This is a genomic window from Maritalea porphyrae, assembly GCF_027213965.1.
Taxonomy (GTDB): Bacteria; Pseudomonadota; Alphaproteobacteria; order Rhizobiales; family Devosiaceae; genus Maritalea; species Maritalea porphyrae_A.
Genome location: NZ_JAPWGX010000002.1, coordinates 798,630 through 825,178 on the forward strand (window position 1 = coordinate 798,630; position 26,549 = coordinate 825,178).

Consider the following 26,549-nt stretch of genomic DNA (forward strand, 5'->3'; position numbering starts at 1 on the left):
TAGCATTTAGCGAATTTTGGTGGCCAATTTGAATTGTTTCATTTCTTGGTTGGTTAAATAATAGAGTTTGTTTGGGGGCGTTTGCAGCGCGTGGATCCAGATCTTTGGATCAACACCCATTTCATCCAAATGCTGGGTGATCCGTGCTGTCGTCGTTTGGGCGTCGGACATGGCTTGTGGGGCTGTTGTTTGAGGCGTTGCGCCATAGATTTGATGCAAGCCGATCGTTGCTGTTTTGCCGGCCAGACGTGCTGTTCCCCCGGCGAACAAAATTGGGCAGGACGATGCACAATAGCCTCCATCCTCAATGGTGGTCGAAAAACCGAGTTTGCGGATATGGGCTGAAATTTCAAGTGCATCATTAACTGAGCCGCCGGGCGAGTTTATTTGCACGGTTTTGATGTATTCTTTGGTGCGGTCTAATTCTTCAATTATGCGTGGCGCGGCATTTGGATCAATATAACCTGACAACAGCATAACGCCGTTTTGCGCCAGTGTGGCGACCATTGGCGCGGAAAGAACCTCAGCCTGTACGGTAACTTGTTCACTTGGATCATAGCGCGGTGCGTTGGGATCAAATTCTGGGCGCTCAACTGCTGGTAATATTGGTCTTTCAAATTGCAAGGGCTGAGCGGCTGTTTGCTCGTTCAATGACATGAAGTCCAAATAGAGCAAGGTCCCCGCGCCAGCGAGTAGGGCAAAGAAAATGCCTCTAATGAGATTAGCATCGCTTGGCCAACCAAGGCGTGAGCGTTTTGGCGGTGCCATTTGTGCGTCACTCATGTGGGTTTAGCGTCGTGGCGTTTTGCAGTTTCAATCGAGGTGACATTGGGGTCGTCTGTTTTGGTTTGAGGCGTTGGCTCTTTACTTTGCTCTTTTTCCTGTGGTGCTTGTTTGGCAACTTCTGCCTCGCGGTTTGCGTTCATTTCATTGAACAGGCTAACCGCGCGCATCATTTCAGCGGCTGTAATTTTGTCTGCCGCATCAAGCGTTCTGGCTTCGCGTCGACTGGCCGAATAAACAACAGCCAAGATTAAGACCAAGACCATCGGGAGCAAATCGATTGAAATGGCCCCGGCCCAGCTTGGCAAGAAGTCGCGCGCGTAAAGCAATACCGCTTCTGCTGAGGATAAAGGCACAAATCGACGTGGTTGTACTTTTGGCTCGCCTAAGATTTTGTCGGCGGCGGTTTTAAGGGCGGTGGATTGGGCTTGGACGGCCCCCATGACCGATTGCATCACTTCGTCTTGGCGGGCGACCAGTTCGTCCGATCGGCCATCTGCCACCGGGGCGATAAAACCAAGTGACAAGTCGTCCGCAGCGCGACTGACAGAAGAAGCAATGGATGTTTCCTGCAAAGAGGCAATCACGCCCGTCAGCGCTACGGCTTCGGCGGCAAACTTATCGGCACGCGGTTGCACTGCCCCTTCGCCCGAAACAAGGGCGCGCATGTTGGCAAGGTGGGTTGAGCCTTTTTCAAATTGCTCCGTCACAGTGCCGCGCGAGGCGGTAATTGTGTTGCCCAATTCGTCCAATTGGGCAGACATTTGGGTCAGCAATTGCACCACAGATCCAGACCCCGAGGTGCCGGTGAGGGCACCGGAACGACGCTCGTCGTCTGCCAGCCGTGAAAAGCGCACCGAGGCACGTTGTACGTCGGGCAAAAGGCTTTGTGCGGAAAGCGCATTGCCGTGGGCCGCATCCAAATCCGCAACATAATCTTCAAGGGTCACCGCTAAATGCTGCTCAAGCGCTGCCGACCCTGCAAGGGCTGCGGCGTTGAGCCAAGAGGACATAGCAACGATCATCAAGCTGCCCAACCCCATAACAGCGATCAATGCGCCGCGCCGCGCGTTGTCGCGCATTAGGGGCAAGAATTTCATCATATAGGTCCAAAAGGCATAAATGCCCACGGAAACGGCAACCGAATAGATGATGGCGGCGGCAAAAACCATGTCTGCGGACCCATCAAGCAAACTGCGCACGCCCAAATAGGTATAGACCCCGCTGGCCAACGCCAAAACGGCCAACGCAAAGCGGGTCATGGTTTCAAGGCTTTTCACCCCTTCGCGCAGACGCGCAGCATTATTGTTGTCGAGCATGGATCGCAATTCCCCTTAAGGCTGTTGCCAAGCATTAAGAGATTTAATCGCGACAAAAAAAGGGCGAACTTCGCAATTAGGCGAGCGAAAGCGGTTTTGGGGGCAGTGAAAGCTTAGCGATTGCCTTTTCTAACCGCGCACGTTTTGCTGCGGTCGGCATTTCTTCAAGGCGCGCAAAGAGCGTGTGCACCAGCTCAACGTTCTCGGTATTGATGAACCTTTTTGCAGCGTTTTCCGCATACATGGGCAGTTGATTTGGGGCCGCCGCGCTCAAGAAATTAATGAGATGCGGGTGCACCTGATTTTGATGGGCGGAGCTGGCCGCTAGTTCTAACAATATCTCACAGGTGGCGTCTTTGGCGATAACAGATCCGCGCGCTGAGGCGTCCAAAATTTGGGGCAAGTGCTCAAAGGTTGCGCCATGATCCAATTTGCACGTATTTGCCAATAGGGTCAGGGCGCCCCATAAAATGCGGTTGTCTTTAGTGCCCAACAGGTCGAACACAAATCCAATTTTGTCCCCAAAGGCCCCAGGACGCAGCGCGGCCAATTCATATAACACTTTGATAGCGTCATGTGCTTGTGCCTTTTCGCCATTTTTGACAATTGCGAGCAGTTCAAGAACCTCGCTGCTCACCTCCGCCTGTTTGGCGAGCCTTTGAGCCAATTCAACGTTCGGCTTTTCGTCATGGCGCTTTAGGGCACTTGCAAGATGGTCGGCTAGAGACATTCAATCGGCTCCGGTGTGCCCACAAGATCAGACTTATGTGCGTTTAGGTTGGTAGAAGTTTGTCTTCCATCGCCTGCGTTAAACCGCATTTGAGATTGATTTCTCTACGTGTTCGATCCCAATTAATCAACGGCAGAAGCGTTTCGGGTAAGGGGCGACACCTAAGGCCCGCTTTGATTGCTTTTGATGTATCAACTTCGAAGAAATGTTTAAATTGGGGTGAATCTGGGGGCATCATTGGAACGTTAGTCCATGGCGAAATGTTTGCCGCAACAATCTCGCTATTGGTGACCCAATTGATTTCTGGTTGTGAGCCGGTTTTAGTAGCGATTACTTGCAACAAATCCGCAAACCGCATGGGCGAGCTGGTGATGTTGAAGTTACCCCCAAACCCATTGGCCGCGCAAAGCAGTGCAAAATCTGCGATGTCATGTACATCAATCATTTGCACAAGTCTGTTTTTTGGAGCAGGCGCAATCATTCTTTTTCTGTTGCCATGGGCTTCATCAATTCTGCGCACCCAATAGCCAAGTCTGTCGGTGTAGTCTCCCGCCCCAACAAGCAAGCCGACCCGCAAATTCGTCGATCGGTCCGCTAGTCGTTTTTCTGCCGCTATTTCACATGATCGTTTGAGTGGCCCATAAGCGCTGCCATAGGCGGGGGCGCTGCCCTTTTTGTCGGCTGGGATATCTTGAATAGCTGCCAGTTCTTGGTCAGTTGCAGTGGGGCAAGGATGCTCCTCCGTGAGGCCTTGGGTCTCGTAATTCGCGTAAACTGAGAGTGATGAGATAAAGATGTAGCGTTTGATATCTTCCCCCACAGCGTCGAGCAATCTATCCACAGCGTCAGGTGAAAAAGCGCAGGTATCAAAAACCCAGTCATACTGTTTGCTTTTGATCTCTGAGAGGTCGCTGTGGCGGTCTGCTTGAACAAAACGGACATTATCTGGGCAGGTGCGCTGGGTATTACCACGTGAAAGCACATCGACAAAGTGACCGGCCATGGCCAGGCGATCAACAATCGCCCCACCGAGAAAACCTGTGCCCCCAACAACCAAACACTGCACAGAATCACTCCTTGTTATTTTGTTGTCAGGCTAGGCGAAGAGAATAGGCGCAACAATTGCGGGAACTATATAGACGCCGCCAATTCCAGTGATAATTGTGCCATGTCGGTCAAAGATGTTTGGCGCTGGTCTGCATCGATTTCGTCGCCTGTGATTAGGCAATCTGAAATGGTACAAATGGCCAAGGCTTTGCAGTTTTTGTGTGCCGCGATGGTGTAAAGGGCCGCCGCTTCCATTTCAACGGCCAAAATGCCGTGTGCGGTGAGGGGTTTATAGGCGTCTAACCCTAGGGGTTGATAAAAACTATCGCCTGAAACAATGCCACCGGCGTGCCACGTTATGTTTTTCTCGTCGGCTAAATCTGCGGCTTTGCGCAAAAGGGAGAAATCTGCGGTTGGTGCAAAGGTGAATTTGCCGAACACTTCTTTGAACATATTGCCTTCGTTTGAAGCGGACATGCCCAAAATTAGGTCGCGGACTTTTGCTTTTTTGTTGAGACCGCCGCAAGTGCCAATGCGGATGAGGTTTTTCACCCCATATGTATCGATCAATTCATTGACATAGATCGCAAGAGAGGGCTGGCCCATTCCTGTTGCCTGCACGCTGACCCGTTTGCCATTGAATGTGCCGGTATATCCCAAACAATTGCGGACCGAATTGACTTGTTTTGCGTCTTCTAGAAACGTTTCAGCTACCCATTTGGCGCGCAAAGGGTCGCCCGGCAATAGAACAGTTTCAGCATAATCACCGAATTTTGCATTATTGTGCGGCGTCATTTTACTCTCCGGTCAAAGTTTTGATGTCATCTAGCCATTTTTTGAAATCAGTTTCAATGATTTGATTGGCTCAAGGGCCTGAGCGTTGCGTGTGGGGCTTGACGCCTTAATACAGCTGATGCATTGAAAAGGCTGCATTTACTAGGGAAGTCGCAAATGGATAAGTTCATCTCATTAACAGGCGTTGCTGCGCCATTGCCGTTTATCAATATCGATACAGATATGATTATCCCAAAACAGTATCTGAAAACCATCAAGCGCACCGGATTGGGTTCTGCCCTTTTTGCTGAGATGCGCTTTGAAGAAGATGGCGTGACAGAAAAGCCAGATTTTGTGCTCAACAAAGATGCCTATCGCAACACATCGATTATTGTTGCGGGCGACAATTTTGGCTGCGGGTCCAGCCGTGAACATGCGCCATGGGCGCTTAAAGATTTTGGCATACGTTGTGTGATCTCAACCAGTTTTGCCGACATTTTTTACAACAACTGCTTTAAAAACGGCATTTTGCCGGTGGTTGTTACCGAAGAACAATTGGCCGCACTTATGGATGACGCGGACCGTGGATCAAACGCAACGATTTCCATTGATCTTGAGGCGCAAACAATTTCGGGCCCAGATGGGGGCACAATCAGTTTTGATATTGATCCATCGCGCAAGCAAGCCTTGCTGCAAGGTTTGGACGATGTTGGATTGACCATGGAAAAGGGCGAAGCGATTTCTGGCTTTGAAAGCAAAATGGAAGCTTCGCGTCCCTGGATTTAGATCCCTTTAAGCGAAATGATGTTGAGTTCTAAGGCGGGGAATGTCCCCGCCTTTTTTGTTTGCCAGATTTTGGGCGCGCGTTATGCTGAAAAAATACAATTCATAGGCATGGGTTTTTGATATGGCTGTACAACGCATTTCCACAGGATCACCGTTTGAAAAACAGGCGGGTTATTCGCGTGCGATTAAAGACGGGGACTGGGTGCATGTGGCGGGCACCACAGGGTATGATTATAAAACCATGACCATGCCTGAAGATGTGGCTGCACAGGCACTAAACTGTTTTAACACCATCGCAGCGGCGCTTGAAGAGGCGGGTTCCTCGTTAAAAGATGTGGTGCGGGCGCGTTATTACATCACTGATCCTGCGTTCGCAGATGATGTTTTTGAAGTCACGGGTAAGTATTTTGGTGAAGTTCGCCCTGCGGCAACAATGGTGGTCGCGGGGCTGATCAAACCAGAAATGAAAATTGAAATCGAGGTGACTGCGCGCATCGGTGCTGGCGATTAATCTGCTTCTCTCGTGTGGTGAAATGTCCACTTTTCAGATAATGAATATTAAGATACGCTTGCGTATGTTATATTGGAGAAGTGGTGATGCTTTTTGTTTTTGCAGCTTTGGCTGATTTTATCCTCTTTGTCATGCATGTGGCGGCCATTGTTATTGGAGAGCCCGCTTATCTGTTCCTGCGGGCAGGTAAGGTGATGGCTGAAGCTGATGCGCGGGGCGAAACTTGGCCCGCTATTCTTACCGGCGCAATTTCCACCGTGTTTTTGGCATGGGCGATCATTTCTTATTGGGCGGGCACGAACAAACCACTCGCGCGTTGGGCGCGCTATTTGATGATTGGCATCGGCATTGTGTTTTTGCTGCGCGGTGGCGTGATTGTTCTACAGCTGGGCGGAATGACCCAATTCTCTGATGGCGAGGCGCCACAAATGCGTGATTTTATCTTCTCGGGTTCGGCACTCTTTATCGGCTTGCTGCATTTGGCAGCAGTATTTAAAGATAAGCCGCGTTGATTGTTTCGCCCAAACGATGATGGTTTTAGACGGTTTTGGCGCACAAAGCCTTGTCAGTCTCGCTTGTTGCGCGTAGCAAAGCCGCAATTGGATTAATTTTTGATAGGCATCATTATGGCACAGCAAAATCTTTTATTGTTGCCCGGCGACGGCATCGGCACCGAAATTATGGCGGAAGTTGAAAAGCTAATCGCCCATCTCAACGCAAAAGGTCTTGCAGACGTTGCTTTTGATACCGGTCTTGTGGGCGGTTCTGCTTATGATGCGCATGGGGTCGCGATTTCTGAAGAAGACATGCAAAAAGCGTTAAGTGCTGATGCGGTGATCTTTGGTGCTGTTGGTGGTCCTAAATGGGACAATGTGCCTTACGAGTTGCGCCCAGAAGCGGGGCTTTTGCGCTTGCGTAAGGACCTTGGTCTGTTCGCAAATCTGCGCCCTGCAATTTGCTATCCGGCTTTGGCTGATGGCTCATCTTTAAAGCGCGAGATTGTTGAAGGTTTGGACATTCTTATCGTTCGCGAGTTGACCGGTGGCGTTTACTTTGGTGAACCAAAAGAGATCCATGATTTGGGCAATGGCCAAAAACGCGCAATTGATACGCAAGTCTATGAGACTTATGAAATTGAGCGCATTGCGCGCGTGGCCTTTGATATGGCACGCACACGCGACAATCGGGTTTCATCATCTGAAAAACGCAATGTGATGAAATCGGGCGTTTTGTGGCACGAAGTGGTGAGCGCCTTGCATGAAAGCGAATATGCTGACGTGCAACTGGATCACATTTTGGCGGACAATTGTGCGATGCAATTGGTGCGTAATCCAAAGCAATTTGATGTGATTGTGACCGATAATTTGTTCGGCGATATCTTGTCAGATGCGGCGGCCATGTTGACTGGGTCATTGGGCATGTTGCCTTCAGCCTCCTTGGGAGCGCCGGATGCGGGAACGGGTAAACGCAAAGCCTTGTACGAGCCTGTTCATGGCTCTGCGCCTGATATTGCGGGTCAAGGCATGGCCAACCCCATCGCCATGATTGCCAGCTTCGCAATGGCGCTTCGCTACTCCTTCGAAATGGTTGAATTGGCCGACAAGGTTGAAGCTGCCATCGCGGCTGTATTGGATGAAGGCTATCGCACCGGCGATATTATGCAAGACGGCTGCAAAAAGGTGTCGACCGCAGAAATGGGCGATGCGATTATCGCCAAACTCTAGCGCTTGCGCTTTTTACAGTTTCAGTTCTAAATTGGGCATCATTTTTGGTGCCCTTTTTTATGACGAAAACAATTGACTTTGATCAGCCCCTCACCAATGAGGACATTGAGCAGTTGTACCGCGACGGCAAGTTGCCGCGGGCCGGAATGCAATTCCTAAAACAGCTGGTGCAGCCGCGCGACTTATGGGGGCAATGGGCCGACAAGCTAAGTTTGGCCGTCGGTGCAATTTTGGTGCTTGCGGGTATTGTGTTCTTCTTTGCGTTCAATTGGAAAGACATGCCGGGTTGGCAAAAACTTGGCTTAATTGATTTGGCACTTGTCGGCTGTTTGTTGGTTTCGCTTTGGCGCGGGTTGGATGATGGGGCGGGTCAAACATTGGCGATTGGGGCGAGTATCTTCGTTGGCGTATTCATGGCGGTGTTTGGTCAGATTTACCAAACCGGAGCCGACGCCTATCAATTGTTCATGATGTGGGCCCTATTGATTTTGCCATGGGTGATCCTGTCTAAATCCTTGGCGCATTGGACATTGTGGTTGGTTGTTGCGCATACATTTTTGCTTGTTTTTTGGGTGCAAACCGTGGGCGATGGCATCGAAATTGATGTCCCCTTGGCCCTTTTGGGTTTGCTTGCCTATGGGCTGCAAAGTCACCTTGCATCCAAGCAGCCGGGCAGTTGGCTTGATCACAATTGGTTTTCGTGGATTTGGCTGTTCTATTCTCTCACCTTGACCGCTTTTTTGATCGGCGCGTGGGTATTCACCATGCGTTACGGATTTTATATTCCAAGCGATCCCTTTAACGGCGATCTTCGCACAATTGCTGGGCTGATTGGTTTGGCGCTGCATTGCGCGGGCTATTATTTGGCGTTTAAGCGATTCAAGCTTTTGGTCGGTGCGCAGATTTGGACGTTGATCAGTTCGATTTTGGTGTCGACCATTTTCTTGATCTTGTTTGCCGAATGGATATTTGATTGGGGCGATGGCGGTTTGTTGTTTGGTGGCCTGTTTATGGCTGCGGTTGTGGCCGGCATTTTTTGGGGTGGGATCAAGTTCTTAGACCTGCATCAGTTCGCTCCCGGTCCTGCGCGGGAGGTCAGCAATGTTGAGTAAGGAACATGCGATTACGCGCCTAAATGCTTACGGTGTGCCATTTTCTGAGCAAGTTTGGATGAGTGAAAGCAAACGAAAAGATGGCGAGTTTGGCGTTTTTGCCATTATCATTCGGGTGATCGCAGGGCTGTTCATCTTGGGTATGATGGTGGTGGCGATTGCGGGCCTTATTGCCTTGTTGGGACTAGATAGTCGTTGGGAACATGTGGCGGGCACAATTGGTGTTTTGGCCACAGGTTTTGCTGCTTGGAAATTTCGTACTTCATATAAAATGCTTGAAAAGCAATATAGCTTTAAAGGGCTAATGTATTTATCGCTCTTGCTGGTGGGAAAGGCCTGTTTGCTGGCGGCGCTTTTTGGTTGGTTTGACACAGGGCTGTTTCGCTCTGAAAGCGGTTGGATTGTCGCCCTCGTCTTTTCGCTCATCACGCTTGCATCACTGTTTTTCTACCGGATGTACTTGGAAGCCTTTTTGGCGATATTGGTATCGCTTTTCCTGCTTGATGTGGCGTTTGGTGCTGAAATGCTGAGAGTCCTGTTGCCGCAGGATTATATGCGAGTTCTTGGGCGCGGCGATGAAGCGCAGATCATGAGAATTCGCAGCGCTGGGGTGCTGGTCTCAACCCTGTCCGTTTCATTGCTGATTGGTATGACTGCCGTGCTGATCGCTATTCAAAATCGTCGGTACCTGTCTTCCGTATATTTTTATGCGGTTGTTTTGTTCTTGGCCTATAAGTTTTTGCCTCTTGATAACCAAGTGTATTGGTCCCTTGGGTCAACAATTGATGTCAAACTAGGCGTGGATTTGGGCATGGTGGTCGTAGGTTTTTGCGCCGTGTCGACTCTTTACGCGTTCCTCATCGGCGGTTGGCAAAAGCTTAAGTCGCTTGAGCATGTCATTGTGATTTGTTGTATCATCATTCTAGCCGTTTTGGGTCTGTATGGGGTGTTGTTTGCGGTTGCGCTTATGGCGCTTGGGCATGTGCGGCACGACAGGGTTTTGTGGGTGATCGGCCTGATCTATTTGCCGATTTATTTGTTCCTTTTTTATTATTCGCTGGATGTGACCTTATTGATCAAGAGCTACATGCTTTTGGGCTCTGGTATCGCCATATTGGCAGCACGGTTCGTGTTGCTGCGGTTTTTCAATCCGTTGAACGCGGAGGTTGAAAATGCGTAACTGGTTGATGCTTGGCTTTGGGGTGTTGGTCTTGGGATTGCTCAATTTTGGCGTGGTGCAAAAAGAGCGGGTGATTGCCAATGGCGAGCTCGTTTATTTGGAGTTGCGGCCCGTTGATCCGCGATCATTGTTGCAGGGTGATTTTATGCGGCTCGGGTTCGAAGTTGAAAATGTGGCGGCTGCTGAAATTGGTGCAAAAGTGCGCAACGGCAATATTGTGATCAGTCCGGACCAAAATGGTGTCGCGCAATTTGCGCGATTGGATGATGGTGCCGCGCTGGGCGATGCAGAATATTTGGTGCATTTCAGCAAAACCTCATCGCGTCCAACCTTGGTCCCCAATAGTTATTTGTTTCAGGAGGGGGAGGGCGAGGCCTTCTCCGAGGCAGAATATGCGGTTTTTGTTTTTGGTGCTGACCGGCGTGATTATGTACTACGCGGATTGGCGGACGAAAAGTTTCAACTGATCAATCCACGTGAAACTTTGGGGTTTAAGTAGGCTAAGAATTGACCGGCTTTGTGCATCTTTATGTGGGCGCACGGAACGGATAGGGGCAAATGCGTTATTGACTCTTAAGCATTTGCCGTTAGAAAAGGCGACAGTTATTTTTTGACCAAAGTGTGAGCATTTGATGCGCGTGTTTGTTAAAACAGCGATGAAGATGAAGACCATGACCACCACCGGTGGCGTGGCCAAAGCACTTGCAACAACAAAAAAGACCACCACCAAAACCGTTTAACCGTCTTCCCTGGGCTTTCCCCCGACAGGGTGGAGGGTCAAAACGACGGCCGCAACGTTCTTAAAATGTTGTGCGGGGGGTGAAGACAAGGATCAAACGATTATGGGTTACAAAGTAGCGGTTGTCGGCGCCACAGGAAATGTGGGTCGCGAAATGCTTTCAATTTTGGCAGAACGTGGATTTCCTGCAGACGAAGTGGTTGCGATTGCATCATCTCGTTCGGTTGGGCGCGAAGTTTCATTTGGCGACAAAACGTTGAAGTGCAAAGATTTGCAGCACTTTGATTTCACGGGCGTTGATTTTGCTTTCATGTCTGCTGGCGGTACCATTTCAGAAAAATGGGCACCTATTATTGGCGCGCAAGGCTGCATCGTTATCGATAATTCGTCCGCATGGCGATACCACCAAGACGTTCCTTTGATCGTGCCTGAAGTGAATGCCCATGCGCTTGATACTTACATGGCCCTTAATGATCGTATGAACATTATCGCCAACCCGAACTGCTCGACAGCGCAGCTTGTTGTGGCACTAAAGCCCTTGCACGATTTTGCGAAAATCAAACGTATTGTGGTTTCGACTTATCAGTCTGTTTCTGGTTCAGGCAAAGAAGCTTCTGACGAGTTGTGGAACCAGACCAAAGGCATTTATGTGACCGACATGCCAACGCCGTCCGTTTACACAAAACAAATCGCTTTTAACGTGATCCCGCACATCGATGTCTTCATGGAAGATGGGTACACTAAGGAAGAGTGGAAAGTTTTGGCTGAAACCAAAAAAATGCTCGACCCAAAAATCAAAGTGACATGCACGGCCGTGCGCGTGCCAGTGTTTGTTGGGCACTCTGAAGCCGTCAACATCGAGTTTGAGAACGAGATTACAGCCGACGAAGCGCGCAATATACTGCGTGAAGCACCTGGTGTTGCTGTTGTGGATAGTCGTGAAGATGGTGGCTATATCACCCCTGTTGAAGCTGCGGGTGAAGATGCGACTTACATCAGTCGTATTCGTGAAGACGCAACGGTTGAGAACGGCCTGAACATTTGGGTTGTTTCAGACAATTTGCGCAAAGGCGCAGCGCTGAACACGATACAAATTGCTGAATGCATTATCGAGCGCGGATTGATGACCAAAGCGGCATAGGGTTCAACCAAGTTACTGGGAATTGAAGCCGGGCCTTGTGCTCGGCTTTTTTCTTTGATCAATTGAGCTTAACTTTGGTTCCGTTAGGAAAATCCTTGCTCCAATTACGCCTTGCGACTGATGCGGATATTGAAACGATTGCAGATATATTTTTGCGCTCGCGCCAAGTTGCTTTGCCGTTTTTGCCCTTTGTGCACACACCAGCAGAAGACCGAGCGCATATGTGTGAAATGTTGGGCCGGGGCCGCATCACGTTGGCGGTCAAGGATGAGAGGGTGGTTGGTTTTCTGGTGGATCTTGAGGGGTGGATTGCCCATCTATATTTGGATCCTGAGGTGCGTCGGCAAGGCGTTGGCGCTATGTTGCTGGATGAAGCAAAACAACGCCATGACAGGTTAGAGCTTTGGTGTTTTCAACAAAATTGGGCCGCACGCGCGTTTTACGAAAAGAACGGCTTTGTCGCTGTAAAAGAAACCGACGGGGAGAATGAAGAAAAACTCCCCGATCGGTTGTATCGTTGGCAAAGCTAGTGGTTGTTTAGCTGGCTTCAGGGCGCATAAAATCACCCGTTTCGCCGTCCATAACCCATAATTCAGCAGTTGAGATATCAAACCAAGCGCCATGTAGGGACAGGGCATCTTGTTCGACCAATTCACCGATATAGGGGAACGACTTAAGGTTGTTGATGGATTGACGCACACCAACACGTTCAAGTGCTGTTTGCCGTTCGCCATCTGTCATGATGCCCGCGGCTGCCACTTGCTCGGCCACCGGGCCAAGTTGGCTCATCCATTTGCCGATGAAATCACCTTCGTCCAGTTTGGTGTCGCCGCCTGAAAGTGCTGCGGCAATGCCACCGCACCGGCCGTGGCCCATGACAACGATATTGGAAACGCCCAATCCTTTGACCGCAAATTCAATCGCTGCGGAGGTTGAGTGATGGCGGCCGTCTGGGGCGTATTCGGGCACCAAGTTTGCCACGTTTCGCACCACAAACAATTCGCCAGGGTGGGCGCTGAAAATCATTTCAGGCGCTGCACGGCTGTCGCAACATGCGATGATCATTGTTGAAGGGGTTTGACCTTTTGAGGCCAGGTCCCGGATTTTTTCGCGCTCTTCAATAAAGCGGCCATCCATGAATTCACGATAACCGTTGAGCAATTTGGTCGGAAATTTGTTCATAGGTTTTCCGAATACAGCTAAATCCAAAATATTTCAATGCATCAAAAGTGGCATCTGACCTGCAAAAAACGAATAACTTGCAAAAGTTCTCAATTCGTTGAAAAAGTGAGGAGATTAATGGAGTTTTTATGCAGATCTATCGCTTTATAACCAATGATGACGACAGCCAATTTTGCAAACGGGTGAGCAAAGCCCTCAGCGAAGGTTGGGCGCTTTATGGGGAACCAAAATATGTTTTTGATGCTGAAGAAAACAAGATGCGATGCGGGCAAGCGGTCACAAAACAAGTGGCTGACCAGCCGTTTGATATGGAAAAAGCCTTGACAGAATACTAGAGCCAGATGCAATTGGCGCAAGGTTAACCTTTGTTTACCTATAGGTAATGTAGGGTCTCCGACTTAAGAACAAGGCTCGTTTCTTTGACGAATCTGTCAATGACGAGTAGATGTTTCAGTGTCTTTGCATTTTTGGCAAGGACTTAACGCAAAAGATCAAGAGGCCCTGTCGCAATGGCTGAACCTAATCGACCTCTCTCGCCGCACCTGCAAATCTATAAATTCGAGATCACGATGGCCATGTCCATTGTGCACAGAATTACGGGTACAGGGCTTTATTTTGGCACAGCATTGCTCGCGTGGTGGTTCGCCGCCGCAGCGATTGGCGATGGCGCTTTTGATATGGCGCAGGGCTTTTTCAACCACTGGTTTGGCCGGCTGATCTTGATCGGCTACACATGGGCCTTGTTCCATCACATGCTTGGTGGCTTGCGTCACTTTGTTTGGGACATGGGCAAAGGCTATGGTCCGGAACGTTACACATATGGTTGGCTCACGCTGGCTGGTGGCGTTGTGTTGACCGCCCTGTTGTGGCTGTTCGTTTTAATCTAGTTCCTTGGGAGGCTGATGATGAGTTATCGTACCCCTTATTCGCGGGTCACAGGCCTTGGTTCTGCCAAGGAAGGCACCGGACATTTTTGGACCCAGCGCATGACCGCTGTGGCAAATGTGCCGTTGATGCTGTTTTTGGTTTGGTTGGTTGTTTCGCTGATCGGCGCGGACCGCGCACAGATGCTTGAGACATTTTCTAACCCGGTTATTACGGCTTTTACTATTTTGACGGTGGTGAGCGCATCAATCCATATGCGTTTGGGTTTGCAGGTGGTCATTGAAGACTATGTGCAAGCTGAAGGCAGCAAACTGGTTTTGATTTTGCTGAATACATTCTTTTCCTATGGCGTCGCTGCGGTTGCAGTTGTTTCGCTTCTTAAACTGAGTTTTGGGGGCTAAGACCTGATGGCACGCAAGGGTTCTTACGAAATTATCGATCACGCATTTGACGTGGTTGTTGTTGGCGCTGGTGGCGCTGGGTTGCGCGCAACGCTTGGTATGGCTGAGCAGGGTTTGCGCACCGCTTGTATCTCTAAAGTATTCCCAACCCGCTCGCACACGGTTGCGGCGCAGGGTGGCATTGCAGCTTCTTTGTCCAATATGGGGCCAGATAGTTGGCAGTGGCATATGTATGACACCGTCAAGGGTTCCGATTGGCTTGGGGACAATGATGCGATGGAATATCTCGCGCGGGAAGCCCCCGCAGCGGTTTATGAGCTTGAGCATTATGGCGTGCCATTCTCGCGGACAGAAGAGGGTAAGATCTACCAACGTCCGTTTGGTGGGCACATGCAAAACTTTGGCGAAGGCCCACCGGTGCAGCGCACGTGTGCTGCGGCTGACCGGACAGGCCACGCGATTTTGCATACGCTTTACGGCCAGTCTTTGCGCAATAATGCTGAGTTTTTCATCGAGTATTTCGCAACTGATTTGTTGATGAGCGAAGATGGCGAATGTATTGGCGTAATTGCTTGGAAATTGGACGATGGCACCATCCACCGTTTCCGCGCCAAACAAACAGTTTTGGCAACGGGCGGTTATGGCCGTGCTTACTTTTCTGCAACCTCTGCGCATACCTGCACAGGTGATGGTGGCGGCATGGTGGCCCGCGCGGGACTGCCTTTGCAGGATATGGAATTCGTTCAGTTCCACCCAACCGGCATTTATGGCGCTGGCGTGTTGATTACTGAAGGCGCGCGCGGCGAGGGTGGTTATGTCACCAACTCCGAAGGCGAGCGCTTTATGGAGCGTTATGCACCAAACGCGAAAGACTTGGCGTCACGTGATGTGGTTTCACGTTGCATGACCATGGAAATTCGTGAAGGTCGTGGCGTTGGTCCCAACAAAGACCATATCTATTTGCACCTTGATCACCTTGATCCAGCGGTATTGGCTGAGCGTTTGCCGGGCATTACTGAAAGCGCAAAAGTTTTCGCTGGCGTTGATCTGACCAAAGAGCCAATTCCGGTTATTCCAACGGTTCACTACAATATGGGCGGTATTCCGACCAATTATTGGGGCGAAGTGTTAAACCCAACCGCTGAGAACGAAGACGCGATTGTGCCCGGCCTTATGGCTGTGGGCGAAGCGGGTTGTGCATCAGTTCATGGGGCAAACCGTTTAGGTTCAAACTCACTGATCGATCTGGTGGTGTTTGGCCGTGCAGCGGCGATTAAAGCGGGCAAGGTGGTTGATCCAGAAACACCAGTGCCTGACGTTAATCCAACCAGCGAAGAAAAAGCATTGGATCGCTTGGATCGCTTGCGCTACGCGGATGGTAAAACTCCAACTGCTGCGCTGCGCGACAAGATGCAACGCACCATGCAAGAAGACGCAGCTGTTTTCCGGACTGAGGAGACTTTGCAGTCTGGCGTGAAACGCATGACTGGCATTTTCAAAGAAATGGGCGACGTGAAAGTTCACGACCATTCCATGATTTGGAACACGGATTTGGTGGAGACCCTAGAGCTTGAAAACTTGATGGCAAACGCTTTGACCACTGTGGTGTCAGCTGAAGCCCGTCAAGAAAGTCGCGGCGCCCATGCACGTGAAGACTATCCGGACCGGAACGACAAAACATGGCGCAAGCACACCATTTCTCGCCTTGATGAAAATGGCAATGTGGCATTGAGCTATCGCGGTGTTCATGTTGATCCGCTGACCGAAGATGTTGACTTGAAAAAGATCGCGCCTAAAGCGCGGGTCTATTAAGGGAATGGGTTAGGCAAAGGCGGTCAACGTGGTTGCGCAACAAGGATATTCCGGCACACCATTGCCCAAGAAATTGGGCCTAAGAGATGGACAGCGGGTATTGTTCTTGAACTTGCCTGCTACACAGATCGCCTTGCAAGACGCCTGCCAATTCCAAGAACTGACCCTAAGCGATTGGGATGGGTTGGTGGCCTTGAAAATGGGATATGATGTTATTCATGGTTTCACCATGTCCCACGTCGAAATGAAAGTTAATCTGGAGCGTTTGCAAAGCCTTATTGCCCCAGACGGTATGATTTGGATTTCTTGGCCCAAAAAGGCCTCGAAAATTAAGACAGATATCACCGAGGATGTGGTACGCGCTGAGGCGCTTTCACTTGATTTGGTGGATGTAAAAGTTTGTGCGGTTGATGCGATTTGGTCAGGGTTGAAACTGGTCATACGCAAAGAAAGGCGGCACTTGCATGGATAAGATTGGGAGCTCCCTCTGATGGTACAACTGACACTGCCGAAAAACTCGCAGCCGACCAAAGGCAAGACGTGGCCAAAGCCATCTGGTGCGAATGTGCGCGAGTTCCATATCTATCGGTTTGATCCTGATAGTGGCGACAATCCACGGATCGACACGTTCTTTGTTGATTTGGATGATTGCGGCCCGATGGTTTTGGATGCGCTTTTGTATATCAAAGACAAAATCGATCCGACCCTAACGTTGCGTCGCTCTTGTCGTGAAGGGATTTGTGGATCGTGCGCGATGAATGTCGGCGGCATGAACACACTGGCCTGTACCAAAGGTATGGACGAGTTTGACGGCCCAATTGCTGTTTATCCGCTGCCTCATATGCCTGTGGTCAAGGATTTGGTGCCAGATCTAACCAATTTCTACGCTCAGCACCGCTCAATTGAGCCATGGCTCAAAACCAAGTCGCCTGAACCGCAGGCAGAGTGGTTGCAAGCCCGGGAAGATCGCGAAAAGCTTGATGGGCTTTACGAGTGCATTCTTTGTGCATGTTGTTCAACATCATGCCCAAGCTATTGGTGGAATGGCGACCGCTATTTAGGCCCAGCTGTTTTGTTGCAAGCCTATCGCTGGTTGATTGATAGCCGGGATGAAGCAACAGGCGAGCGTTTGGACGATTTGGAAGATCCTTTCCGTCTATATCGTTGCCACACTATTATGAACTGCACCAATACTTGCCCTAAGGGTTTGAACCCAGCCAAGGCGATTGGTGAGATCAAAAAGATGATGGTTGAGCGTCGGGTTTAGTCTGAGTGGATCATCGATACAATTCGAAAAAGTCGCCCCCAAAGGGTGACTTTTTCTGTTTTAAAGGTTGAATTATGAGAAATATCGCATGGATCTTAATTCTGTTTTGCTCGTTCAGCGCAGCACACGCAGATGATGCATTGCGCCAGAAATTGGCAGCGCAGGTTGTTGAGCAAACAACAACGGGGGCAATGGTTGATCAAATGGTGGACGCGATTTGGCCAACTTTGAAAGCCAGTATCGTTGATAGAAGCAAGAATCCGAGCGAAGATGATCTTGCCGAAATGAAAATGGAATATGCAAAACTGGTTGAGGAAATGATAGGATCAGTTATTGGCGACGTGACTGAATTTTATGCCGAAAACTATACCGAGCAAGAATTGGAGGACTTGATCACATTCTATCAGTCTGAATTGGGTCAGAAAACGCTGACAAACGCGCCAAAGCTAATGAGCGAGATTATGCCAAACATGATGCAAAAATTGCAGCAGGAATTGCCGCATACAATGCAAAAGTTCTATGCGTTGGCAGAGGAAAAGGGATTGGTTGAGGGCTAAAGTCTATGGGGATCAAAACAATCATTAAAGTTGAGGATGTGGCGCACGCGCGCGTCCTCATTCCTGCTCTTAAAGGGCATGGGTTTCACCCGATTGAAGGCACCGATATTGGTGTGTCTGGCATGGGTGGAATGGCGGGTCCCAATGGCATCTCTATTCAGGTTCCAGAGGATGAAGCCGAGGATGCGCAATTGTTGGCAGAGGCATTGATGGCCGATATTGTCGCTAAGTAGGGCTTTATTTTTCCAAAAGCATCAATTAAGCAGCCCCGATGGGCTGATGCCCCATGTTCGCCACATTCGTTCGGCCACTAGGGCTTTCAAGCGCATGGGTGCAATTGAAGGGCTTTTAAGGATTTCCCGTTATGGTGCAAACCTTAGAATCTCGACAAAGGAGATCTGGAATGAAAATTGTTGTTAAGCAACTGGCGATCGGCGCAAGTTTTGGCGCTTTGTTGGTCTTATCTGCTTGTACCTCAACCTCATCTCCTTTTGGGTCGCGGGTTGCGACATCCAATTTACCCCCAGAACAATTGACTCCCGTGGACAATGGGTCGGTTAATCAGTCGTCTTTGCCCCCGGTGGGCAGTGAAGCAAACACACAAACAAGCACAAATGGGGATCCAACGTTCACTGATGGGCGTATCGATGGGGATGCTGAAAACCTATTTGGCGATGCTGATCCTTCTTTTGTTTCGCTGGATGATTTGGACACAAACACCAATGTTGCGGGCCGTGACCTCACTGGGCCGCTGACGACTTTGAAGTTACTTGGTGTGTGGACCGTGCAAAGCGGGGAAGAGACTTGTCGTTTAAACCTTACCCAATCTGCAAAAGGCTCAACTGGTCGCTATCGGGCTTCGTCTCCGGGGTGCACAGTACCAGCCATTGCGGCTGTGAGCTCATGGCAGTTGGCAGGCAATCAGGTGCAATTGTTTAATGAAGCCGGTCAGCTGATTGGGGCATTGCTACAAAATGGCGATCGATTTGTGGGCACCATGGTGGGTGGCCAAGGCATTTCGATGGTTGGCTAATGGATAGCTCTGCTGACATTGTACATCTTTGCAGTGATGTTGGCAGCGTCGGCGCGACCTATCAGGCTTTGATTGGTGACGGTGTTTTGCAGCCGGATCATCAGCAAGCAAAATGCGTTGCGGCGCTTGACGAAGTACGCAAACAAATAGATGCCCCCAAACAATCAACATCCCTATTTGCCAAATTCTCCAAAAGATCAAAGCGCGACGGCTTGATCAAAGGGCTCTATGTTTGGGGCGACGTGGGGCGCGGCAAAACCTTATTAATGGATATGTTTTTTGAAGCGGTGCAAGAACCGCGCAAACAACGGGTTCATTTTCACGAGTTTATGGATGAAGTGCACAACCGCATTGCGGCCTTTCGCAAAAGCGGCGATGCAGATAAGTCGGGCGACCCCATTCCATATGTTGTAGCGCCCATCATTGCGGATGTGAAATTGCTGTGTTTTGACGAGTTCCACGTCAACGACATTACCGACGCGATGTTGCTCAAGCGCTTGTTCGAAAAACTGTTCGAAGCGGGTATTGTGGTGGTGGCGACCTCGAATGTGGTGCCTGACCAACTCTATAAAAATGGTCTTAATCGACAGTTGTTTTTGCCGTTTATTGATTTGTTGCTTGAACATGCAGATGTGCTCAAGCTTGCTTCGGATACCGATTATCGGCGACAAAAATTGGAAACCCAACCGGTCTATTTCTTTGGCCCTGAAAATGAAACCCGTCCTGGGCTAGATCAAGCTTGGCGCACGCTAACGGGTGGGGTGGAAGCGGATCCGCAGCATATTGATTTGATGGGGCGCGATTTTGTGGTTGAGCGGCACTTCATGGGCGCAGCGCGATTCGGCTTTAAAGAGTTATGCGAAGCCCCGCTTGGGGCACGGGATTATTTGCGGCTCTCGCATCATTTTCATACTTTTGTCATTGAAGGCATCCCGCGCTTTGAGCGTGCTCGGTCCGATGCGGCTAAACGGTTCATTTTGCTGATCGATACGCTCTATGATCGAGGCGATAAGCTTGTGGCCTCTTTTGAGATGGAATTGGACGGGTTAAGCCTAGATGATAAAACGGCTTTTGAGTTCCAACGTACGATTTCTCGGCTCATTGAAATGCAGTCAAAAGACTATTTGGCAGCGCCGCGCAAGGACGCCGCGGAATAGACGCATTTGGCGCAAACCGCCCAACACCCCCCAATAGTATGAATTGTTAGACGAACGGGTCACTTGCACACCACCAACTATGGGGGTAAGGAAGGTCAGGAAAAACTCAACCTTACCTATAGGGAAACTTCACAAATGGCTCGCAAAAAAATTGCGCTGATCGGTGCAGGTCAAATCGGTGGCACGCTCGCACACTTGGCGGCATCTAAGGAACTTGGTGACGTGGTTTTGTTCGACATCGTTGATGGCGTACCACAGGGCAAAGCGCTCGACCTTGCTCAAACATCAGCCGTTGATGGTTTTGACAGCAATCTTAAAGGCACTTCAGAGTATAAAGATATTGCTGGCGCCGACGTTGTGGTTGTAACCGCTGGTGTGCCCCGTAAGCCGGGCATGAGCCGCGATGACCTGCTTGAAATCAATCTAAAAGTCATGGAGCAAGTTGGCGCAGGTATCGCCAAATATGCACCGGACGCCTTTGTGATCTGTATCACCAACCCGCTTGATGCGATGGTTTGGGCGTTGCAGCGTTTTTCTGGTTTGCCAGCAAACAAGGTTGTTGGCATGGCGGGTGTTTTGGACAGCTCTCGCTTCCAGCACTTTATTGCTGACGAGTTCAATGTTTCAATTAAAGACGTAACAGCGTTTGTGATGGGTGGCCACGGCGACACTATGGTGCCGTTGACACGTTACTCAAATGTTGCTGGTGTGCCGTTGACTGATTTGGTCAAAATGGGCTGGATCACGAAAGAGCGTTTGGAAGAAATCGTTCAGCGCACACGCGATGGCGGTGCTGAGATTGTGGGCTTGTTGAAAACTGGATCTGCTTTTTACGCACCTGCCGCATCTGCGATTGCAATGGCTGAAAGCTATTTGAACGATCAAAAGCGTGTGCTTCCTTGCGCAGCCTATTTGAAAGGCGAGTTCGGCGTTAAGGGAATGTATGTGGGTGTTCCTGTAGTACTTGGCGCCGATGGTGTTGAACGGGTTGTAGAAGTTTCGTTGAACAAGTCAGAGCAAACCATGTTCGACAAGTCTGTCGGCGCGGTGGAAGGCTTGGTTGAAGCTTGTAAGAAGATTGCGCCTAAACTGGCGTAATTGGACGCATCATAGAACAAAATCGCTAACCAGAGCGGAGCGACGCGATGAATATTCATGAATATCAGGCCAAAAAACTATTGGCCTCCTTTGGTGCGCCAATTGCAAAGGGCATTCCGATCTTTTCAAGTGAAGAAGCCAAAGCGGCAGCTGAAGAACTTGGTGGCCCATTGTGGGTGGTCAAGAGCCAAATCCATGCAGGTGGACGCGGTAAAGGCAAATTCAAAGAGCTACCAGAAGACGCCAAAGGCGGCGTTCGTTTGGCGTTCTCAATGGATGAAATGCAAGCCCATGTTGACGAAATGCTCGGCAACACATTGGTGACCAAGCAAACTGGTCCTGCCGGCAAACAAGTCAACCAGCTTTATATCGAAGATGGTGCTGACATTGAGCGCGAGCTTTATTTGTCAATTTTGGTTGATCGTACAACTGGCCGTGTGGCTTTTGTGGCGTCGACTGAAGGGGGCATGGACATTGAAGCGGTTGCTGAAGAGACACCGGATAAAATCCACACTTTGCCAATTGACCCAGATACTGGCGTAACTGCTGACGATGCTGCAAAGATTTGCGCGTCTTTGGAACTTGACGGTGTTGCAAAAGACGATGGGATGAACCTCTTCCCTATTCTTTACAAAGCATTTGTTGAAACAGATATGGCTTTGCTTGAGATCAACCCATTGATCGTGATGAAAGATGGTCGCCTCCGGGTGTTGGATGCAAAAGTTTCTTTCGACAATAACGCCATGTTCCGTCACCCAGATATCGCTGAATTGCGTGATCTGACGGAAGAAGACGAAAAAGAGATCGAAGCGAGCAAATATGATCTCGCCTATATCGCTTTGGACGGCACAATCGGTTGCATGGTGAATGGCGCTGGTTTGGCGATGTCGACAATGGACATCATCAAATTGTACGGTGAAGAGCCTGCGAACTTCTTGGACGTTGGCGGTGGTGCGAACGCAGAAAAAGTAACAGCAGCGTTTAAAATCATTACAGCTGACCCAAGCGTTAAAGGCATTCTCGTCAACATCTTTGGCGGCATTATGCGCTGCGATGTGATTGCTGAAGGCGTTTTGACAGCGGTGAAAGAAGTTGGTTTGCAAGTGCCACTTGTTGTGCGTCTTGAAGGCACAAAAGTTGCTGAAGGCAAAAAACTAATCGCTGAAAGCGGCCTAAACGTGATCGCTGCGGATGATCTTGATGATGCTGCACAAAAAATCGTTGCTGCAGTGAAGGGGGCATAACCAATGTCAATATTGATCAATAAAGACACAAAAGTATTGGTTCAGGGCCTGACCGGTAAAACCGGTACTTTCCACACCGAACAAGCGCTTGCCTATTTCGGTACGCAAATGGTCGGGGGCACGCACCCAAAAAAGGGCGGCGAAAAGTGGACTTCCGGTCTTGATGGCACTGAATTGCCAATTTTTACAACGGTTGCTGAAGGTAAAGAACGTACAGGCGCAAATGCATCTGTGATCTATGTACCACCGGCTGGTGCGGCTGCGGCTATTCTTGAAGCCATTGAGGCTGAAGTTGAATTGATCGTATGTATCACTGAAGGCGTGCCTGTTATGGACATGGTGAAGGTGAAACGTGCGCTTGAAAAATCAAATTCACGTTTGATCGGTCCAAACTGCCCCGGCGTTTTGACCCCAGAAGAATGCAAAATCGGCATTATGCCGGGCAACATCTTCCAAAAAGGCTCCGTGGGCATTGTGTCACGTTCTGGTACGTTGACTTATGAAGCTGTGTTCCAAACAACGAACGCTGGCCTTGGCCAAACAACGGCTGTTGGTATTGGTGGTGACCCGGTTAAGGGCACTGAATTTATCGATATGCTTGAAATGTTCTTGGCGGATGACGAAACCAAATCGATTGTGATGATCGGTGAAATTGGTGGTTCAGCTGAAGAAGAAGCCGCGCAGTTCATTATGGATGAAGCGAAAAAAGGCCGTTCGAAACCAATGGCTGGTTTCATTGCGGGTCTTACAGCTCCTCCGGGTCGGACAATGGGCCACGCTGGTGCGGTGATTTCTGGCGGCAAAGGCGGCGCTGAAGACAAAATTGCGGCTATGGAAGCAGCGGGCATAAATATGTCTCGTTCACCTGCCAAAATTGGTGAAACCCTTCTTAAGGCACTGAAGGGCTAACACAGCAATTATCGCGCGCGAATTAGCGTTAATCGAAACATAACGCCTCGCGCGCGATACTAAATGACTAATATCGGCACTAACGCCGATCTGTATTTTACCTTTGGTTTTGAAGGTATTTGGATTAGGGGACGACGAGGCCACTCCTCGCCAGGCAAGTCATGACACGACAAGAACAGAACTCTGCGTTTCTGCTCACTTCCTTCCTTGATGGAGGCAACGCGGGCTATATCGAAGAGCTTTATGCGAAATTTCAAGAAAACCCCGCCAGTGTTGATGAGACATGGCGGTCTTTTTTTGGCTCAATGGACGATGATGCACTCGACGTTATCAAAAGCGCAAAGGGCCCTTCTTGGGCGCGCAAAGATTGGCCAAAGGCTGAAAGCAGCGAACTTATTTCCGCGCTGGATGGCGATTGGGGCGATGTCGAAGAGCGATCTGTAAAGGCTATACAGAGCCAGGCAAAGAGTGCTGGTCGCGATCTATCATCTGAAGATGTGCAACAGGCCACGCGGGATTCGATCCATGCGATTATGATGATCCGCGCTTATCGGATGCGCGGTCATTTGCATGCAGATCTTGACCCATTGGGCTTAGCGGTTCTGGAAACTGCGCCCGAACTTGATCCAGCAAGTTATGGGTTTACCCCTGCAGATTACGACCGCAAGATTTTTATCGATAATTATCTCGGGCTTGAATATGCCACGATCCCTGAGATGATCGATATTTTGAAGCGCACTTATTGCTCCACATTTGCGATCGAATTCATGCATATTTCGAACCCGGATGAAAAGGGTTGGTTGCAGGAGCGCATTGAGGGGCCAGATAAAGAAATCGCGTTCACCAAAGAAGGGCGAATTGCGATTTTGAAGAAATTGATCGAAGCAGATGGCTTTGAGAAATTTCTGGACGTCAAATATACGGGCACCAAGCGTTTTGGTTTGGATGGGGGCGAAAGCCTGATCCCAGCGCTTGAACAGATCATCAAGCGCGGCGGCGCAATGGGCGTTAAAGACATTGTGCTTGGCATGGCGCACCGTGGTCGATTGAATGTGTTGACCCAAGTGATGGGCAAAGAACACCGGGCCTTGTTCAACGAGTTTAAGGGCGGCTCTGCCGTGCCGGACGATGTGGAAGGCTCTGGGGATGTAAAATATCACCTTGGCGCATCGTCTGACCGTGAATTTGATGACAATAAGGTCCACTTATCTTTGACCGCTAACCCTTCTCACCTTGAGATTGTGAACCCTGTTGTATTGGGTAAAGCGCGGGCCAAACAAGATCAGCATAATGCTGAAAATGGCATCTTTATCCCACCAAAGAAAACAGATCGCTCGTCGGTATTGCCTTTGCTCTTGCATGGTGATGCAGCGTTTGCTGGTCAGGGTGTTGTGGCAGAGTGCTTTGGTCTTTCAGGGCTTAAAGGGCACCGCACAGGCGGCTCCATCCACTTTGTGATCAATAACCAAATCGGCTTTACAACGGCGCCGATGTACTCGCGGTCTTCGCCCTATCCAACCGATGTGGCGAAAATGATTGAAGCCCCCGTGTTGCACGTGAATGGCGATGATCCTGAAGCCGTGGTTTTTGCCGCGAAGATGGCGATTGAATATCGCCAAAAATTCAAGAAGCCTGTTGTGATCGATATGTTCTGCTATCGTCGATTTGGACACAATGAAGGCGACGAACCCTCCTTTACGCAACCAGAAATGTATAAACGCATTCGCGCGCATCGCACGACTTTGCAAATTTATGCTGACCGTTTGGTTGCAGAGGGCGTGTTGAGTGCCAAAGAAGTTGATCAGTTGATCGAAGACTGGCGCACACATTTGCAAGCCGAATTTGATGCAGGCGATGATTATAAGCCAAACAAGGCCGATTGGATGGATGGGGCTTGGAAAAACCTGTCTATGGCTGAAGATGGTGCGCGTCGCGGCAACTCTGGCGTTGAAATTGATCGTTTGGTGTCTTTGGGCAACAAGATCACGGAAGTTCCTGAAGGCTTTAGCGCCCATAAAACCATCAAACGTTTCATGAACAATCGCCGCAAGGTGATTGAGGCTGGTGATGGTGTTGATTGGGCGTTGGCTGAGGCATTGGCTTTTGGTTCCTTGGTTAGCGAAGGCCATCCAGTGCGGTTGTCCGGTCAGGACTGCGAGCGCGGCACCTTTTCGCAGCGCCACACGGTGATCCATGATCAAGAAACAGGCGCGCAATATACCCCGCTCAACAATGTTGATCCGGGCCAAGCGCGCTATGAAGTGATCAACTCGATGCTGTCAGAAGAGGCGGTGCTTGGGTTTGAATATGGGTATTCATTGACAGAGCCAAATGCACTGACCATCTGGGAAGCGCAATTTGGTGATTTCGTGAACGGCGCGCAGGTGCTGATCGATCAGTTCATATCGTCAGGTGAGCGCAAATGGTTGCGCATGTCCGGTTTGGTGCTGATGTTGCCACACGGGTATGAGGGCCAAGGCCCTGAACACTCTTCAGCGCGCATGGAGCGTTATTTGCAGCTTTGTGCGGAAGACAATATGCAAGTGGCCAACTGTACAACTCCGGCGAACTATTTCCATATTTTGCGTCGCCAATTGAAGCGCGATTTCCGCAAACCTTTGCTATTGATGACACCAAAGAGCTTGCTGCGTCACAAACGTTGCACCTCAACGCTTGAGGAATTGGGACCCAATAGCACATTCCACCGTTTATTGTGGGATGATGCGGAGGCCCCGAACGGCAAGACAGAAATCAAACTGCAATCCGATGACAAGATCCGTCGCGTGATCCTTTGTTCGGGCAAGGTCTATTTTGACCTGCTTGAAGATCGCGAAAAACGTGGTGTGGATGATGTCTATTTGATGCGGCTTGAGCAGCTCTATCCGTTCCCTGCAAAGGCTTTGCATGACGAACTTTCGCGGTTCAAAAACGCTGAAGTTGTTTGGTGTCAAGAAGAGCCGAAAAACATGGGCGCTTGGTTCTTTATTCAGCCCTATGTTGAATGGGTATTGGAGCAAATGGATCGGGCAGGTGAGCGTCCACGTTATGTGGGTCGTGCGGCTTCTGCCTCTACAGCAACTGGCTTGATGCGCACGCACTTGGCGCAATTGCAGGCCTTCTTGGATGAGGCGTTTGCAGAGTAATTGACAACAGAATTT

General features: G+C 49.8%; 29 protein-coding genes. 23 read left to right on the top strand and 6 right to left on the bottom strand.

Going from position 1 to position 26,549, the window contains the following annotated elements; all coding sequences use genetic code 11:
* Positions 1-6: 6 nt before the first annotated feature.
* The 5 genes from O4H47_RS08650 to deoD form a co-directional block, all read right to left on the bottom strand.
* Positions 7-783 carry an ATP-dependent Clp protease proteolytic subunit gene (locus O4H47_RS08650; protein WP_269393556.1) on the bottom strand — a complete coding sequence of 259 codons (777 nt, stop codon included), beginning with the start codon at positions 781-783 and terminating at the stop codon, positions 7-9.
* Positions 780-2,102 (bottom strand): hypothetical protein, encoded by a 1,323-nt coding sequence (locus O4H47_RS08655; protein WP_269393557.1) that lies wholly within the window; start codon positions 2,100-2,102, stop codon positions 780-782. The genes O4H47_RS08650 and O4H47_RS08655 overlap by 4 nt, the downstream gene beginning before the upstream one ends.
* A gap of 76 nt (positions 2,103-2,178) precedes the next feature.
* On the bottom strand, positions 2,179-2,832 hold the full coding sequence (locus tag O4H47_RS08660) for a hypothetical protein (protein ID WP_269393558.1): 654 nt from the start codon (positions 2,830-2,832) through the stop codon (positions 2,179-2,181).
* A 43-nt stretch (positions 2,833-2,875) separates the two neighbouring features.
* Positions 2,876-3,898 carry an NAD-dependent epimerase/dehydratase family protein gene (locus O4H47_RS08665; protein WP_269393559.1) on the bottom strand — a complete coding sequence of 341 codons (1,023 nt, stop codon included), beginning with the start codon at positions 3,896-3,898 and terminating at the stop codon, positions 2,876-2,878.
* A gap of 65 nt (positions 3,899-3,963) precedes the next feature.
* Positions 3,964-4,674, bottom strand: a complete 711-nt coding sequence (gene deoD / locus O4H47_RS08670) for a purine-nucleoside phosphorylase (protein WP_269393560.1) — start codon at positions 4,672-4,674, stop codon at positions 3,964-3,966.
* A gap of 156 nt (positions 4,675-4,830) precedes the next feature.
* On the opposite strand from deoD, the gene leuD reads away from it, so the two are divergent.
* From leuD to O4H47_RS08715, 9 genes are all read left to right on the top strand, one after another.
* Complete coding sequence (leuD, locus tag O4H47_RS08675; protein WP_269393561.1) at positions 4,831-5,439, top strand: 3-isopropylmalate dehydratase small subunit; 609 nt, start codon at positions 4,831-4,833, stop codon at positions 5,437-5,439.
* 121 nt (positions 5,440-5,560) lie between these two features.
* Positions 5,561-5,950 (top strand): RidA family protein, encoded by a 390-nt coding sequence (locus O4H47_RS08680; RefSeq protein ID WP_269393562.1) that lies wholly within the window; start codon positions 5,561-5,563, stop codon positions 5,948-5,950.
* Between the two features lie 86 nt (positions 5,951-6,036).
* Positions 6,037-6,462: a hypothetical protein gene (locus O4H47_RS08685; RefSeq protein ID WP_269393563.1), complete on the top strand. Its 426-nt coding sequence runs from the start codon at positions 6,037-6,039 to the stop codon at positions 6,460-6,462.
* Between the two features lie 114 nt (positions 6,463-6,576).
* On the top strand, positions 6,577-7,674 hold the full coding sequence (gene leuB / locus O4H47_RS08690) for a 3-isopropylmalate dehydrogenase (RefSeq protein WP_269393564.1): 1,098 nt from the start codon (positions 6,577-6,579) through the stop codon (positions 7,672-7,674).
* A 59-nt stretch (positions 7,675-7,733) separates the two neighbouring features.
* The gene (locus tag O4H47_RS08695; protein ID WP_269393565.1) at positions 7,734-8,786 is read left to right on the top strand and encodes a DUF2157 domain-containing protein; all 1,053 of its coding nucleotides are present in this window, start codon (positions 7,734-7,736) and stop codon (positions 8,784-8,786) included.
* On the top strand, positions 8,776-9,966 hold the full coding sequence (locus O4H47_RS08700; RefSeq protein ID WP_269393566.1) for a DUF4401 domain-containing protein: 1,191 nt from the start codon (positions 8,776-8,778) through the stop codon (positions 9,964-9,966). Before O4H47_RS08695 ends, O4H47_RS08700 begins: the two co-directional genes overlap by 11 nt.
* The gene (locus tag O4H47_RS08705; RefSeq protein ID WP_269393567.1) at positions 9,959-10,465 is read left to right on the top strand and encodes a GDYXXLXY domain-containing protein; all 507 of its coding nucleotides are present in this window, start codon (positions 9,959-9,961) and stop codon (positions 10,463-10,465) included. The genes O4H47_RS08700 and O4H47_RS08705 overlap by 8 nt, the downstream gene beginning before the upstream one ends.
* Positions 10,466-10,808: 343 nt before the next feature.
* Positions 10,809-11,846, top strand: coding sequence for an aspartate-semialdehyde dehydrogenase (locus tag O4H47_RS08710; protein ID WP_269393568.1), 1,038 nt, complete (start codon positions 10,809-10,811; stop codon positions 11,844-11,846).
* Positions 11,847-11,941: 95 nt separating this feature from the next.
* Complete coding sequence (locus O4H47_RS08715; protein WP_269393569.1) at positions 11,942-12,376, top strand: GNAT family N-acetyltransferase; 435 nt, start codon at positions 11,942-11,944, stop codon at positions 12,374-12,376.
* Between the two features lie 7 nt (positions 12,377-12,383).
* On the opposite strand, the gene O4H47_RS08720 is transcribed toward O4H47_RS08715, so the two are convergent.
* The gene (locus O4H47_RS08720; RefSeq protein ID WP_269393570.1) at positions 12,384-13,028 is read right to left on the bottom strand and encodes a carbonic anhydrase; all 645 of its coding nucleotides are present in this window, start codon (positions 13,026-13,028) and stop codon (positions 12,384-12,386) included.
* A 128-nt stretch (positions 13,029-13,156) separates the two neighbouring features.
* Here O4H47_RS08720 and O4H47_RS08725 point away from each other — a divergent pair, with 128 nt between their 5' ends.
* The 14 genes from O4H47_RS08725 (at position 13,157) to O4H47_RS08790 (ending at position 26,534) form a co-directional block, all read left to right on the top strand.
* On the top strand, positions 13,157-13,363 hold the full coding sequence (locus tag O4H47_RS08725; protein WP_269393571.1) for a DUF1737 domain-containing protein: 207 nt from the start codon (positions 13,157-13,159) through the stop codon (positions 13,361-13,363).
* Positions 13,364-13,537: 174 nt separating this feature from the next.
* Positions 13,538-13,915 carry a succinate dehydrogenase, cytochrome b556 subunit gene (gene sdhC, locus O4H47_RS08730; RefSeq protein WP_269393572.1) on the top strand — a complete coding sequence of 126 codons (378 nt, stop codon included), beginning with the start codon at positions 13,538-13,540 and terminating at the stop codon, positions 13,913-13,915.
* A gap of 15 nt (positions 13,916-13,930) precedes the next feature.
* Positions 13,931-14,314: a succinate dehydrogenase, hydrophobic membrane anchor protein gene (gene sdhD / locus O4H47_RS08735; protein WP_269393573.1), complete on the top strand. Its 384-nt coding sequence runs from the start codon at positions 13,931-13,933 to the stop codon at positions 14,312-14,314.
* A gap of 6 nt (positions 14,315-14,320) precedes the next feature.
* The gene (gene sdhA, locus O4H47_RS08740; protein ID WP_269393574.1) at positions 14,321-16,126 is read left to right on the top strand and encodes a succinate dehydrogenase flavoprotein subunit; all 1,806 of its coding nucleotides are present in this window, start codon (positions 14,321-14,323) and stop codon (positions 16,124-16,126) included.
* A gap of 28 nt (positions 16,127-16,154) precedes the next feature.
* Positions 16,155-16,598, top strand: a complete 444-nt coding sequence (locus O4H47_RS08745; RefSeq protein WP_269393575.1) for a DUF3052 domain-containing protein — start codon at positions 16,155-16,157, stop codon at positions 16,596-16,598.
* Positions 16,599-16,616: 18 nt separating this feature from the next.
* Complete coding sequence (locus O4H47_RS08750) at positions 16,617-17,393, top strand: succinate dehydrogenase iron-sulfur subunit (RefSeq protein WP_269393576.1); 777 nt, start codon at positions 16,617-16,619, stop codon at positions 17,391-17,393.
* A 74-nt stretch (positions 17,394-17,467) separates the two neighbouring features.
* Positions 17,468-17,950 (top strand): DUF2059 domain-containing protein, encoded by a 483-nt coding sequence (locus tag O4H47_RS08755; RefSeq protein WP_269393577.1) that lies wholly within the window; start codon positions 17,468-17,470, stop codon positions 17,948-17,950.
* A gap of 5 nt (positions 17,951-17,955) precedes the next feature.
* The gene (locus O4H47_RS08760) at positions 17,956-18,183 is read left to right on the top strand and encodes a hypothetical protein (protein WP_269393578.1); all 228 of its coding nucleotides are present in this window, start codon (positions 17,956-17,958) and stop codon (positions 18,181-18,183) included.
* 170 nt (positions 18,184-18,353) lie between these two features.
* Entirely contained in the window at positions 18,354-18,983 is a 630-nt protein-coding gene (locus O4H47_RS08765; RefSeq protein ID WP_269393579.1) for an AprI/Inh family metalloprotease inhibitor, read from the top strand.
* Positions 18,983-20,140 (top strand): cell division protein ZapE, encoded by a 1,158-nt coding sequence (gene zapE / locus O4H47_RS08770; protein ID WP_269393580.1) that lies wholly within the window; start codon positions 18,983-18,985, stop codon positions 20,138-20,140. Before O4H47_RS08765 ends, zapE begins: the two co-directional genes overlap by 1 nt.
* A gap of 135 nt (positions 20,141-20,275) precedes the next feature.
* Positions 20,276-21,238, top strand: a complete 963-nt coding sequence (gene mdh, locus O4H47_RS08775; protein WP_269393581.1) for a malate dehydrogenase — start codon at positions 20,276-20,278, stop codon at positions 21,236-21,238.
* 47 nt (positions 21,239-21,285) lie between these two features.
* A complete protein-coding gene (sucC, locus tag O4H47_RS08780; RefSeq protein ID WP_269393582.1) occupies positions 21,286-22,482 on the top strand; it encodes an ADP-forming succinate--CoA ligase subunit beta in 1,197 nt (398 codons plus the stop codon).
* 3 nt (positions 22,483-22,485) lie between these two features.
* Complete coding sequence (sucD, locus tag O4H47_RS08785; protein ID WP_269393583.1) at positions 22,486-23,391, top strand: succinate--CoA ligase subunit alpha; 906 nt, start codon at positions 22,486-22,488, stop codon at positions 23,389-23,391.
* A 161-nt stretch (positions 23,392-23,552) separates the two neighbouring features.
* Entirely contained in the window at positions 23,553-26,534 is a 2,982-nt protein-coding gene (locus tag O4H47_RS08790; protein ID WP_269393584.1) for a 2-oxoglutarate dehydrogenase E1 component, read from the top strand.
* The last annotated feature ends 15 nt before the right edge of the window (positions 26,535-26,549 follow it).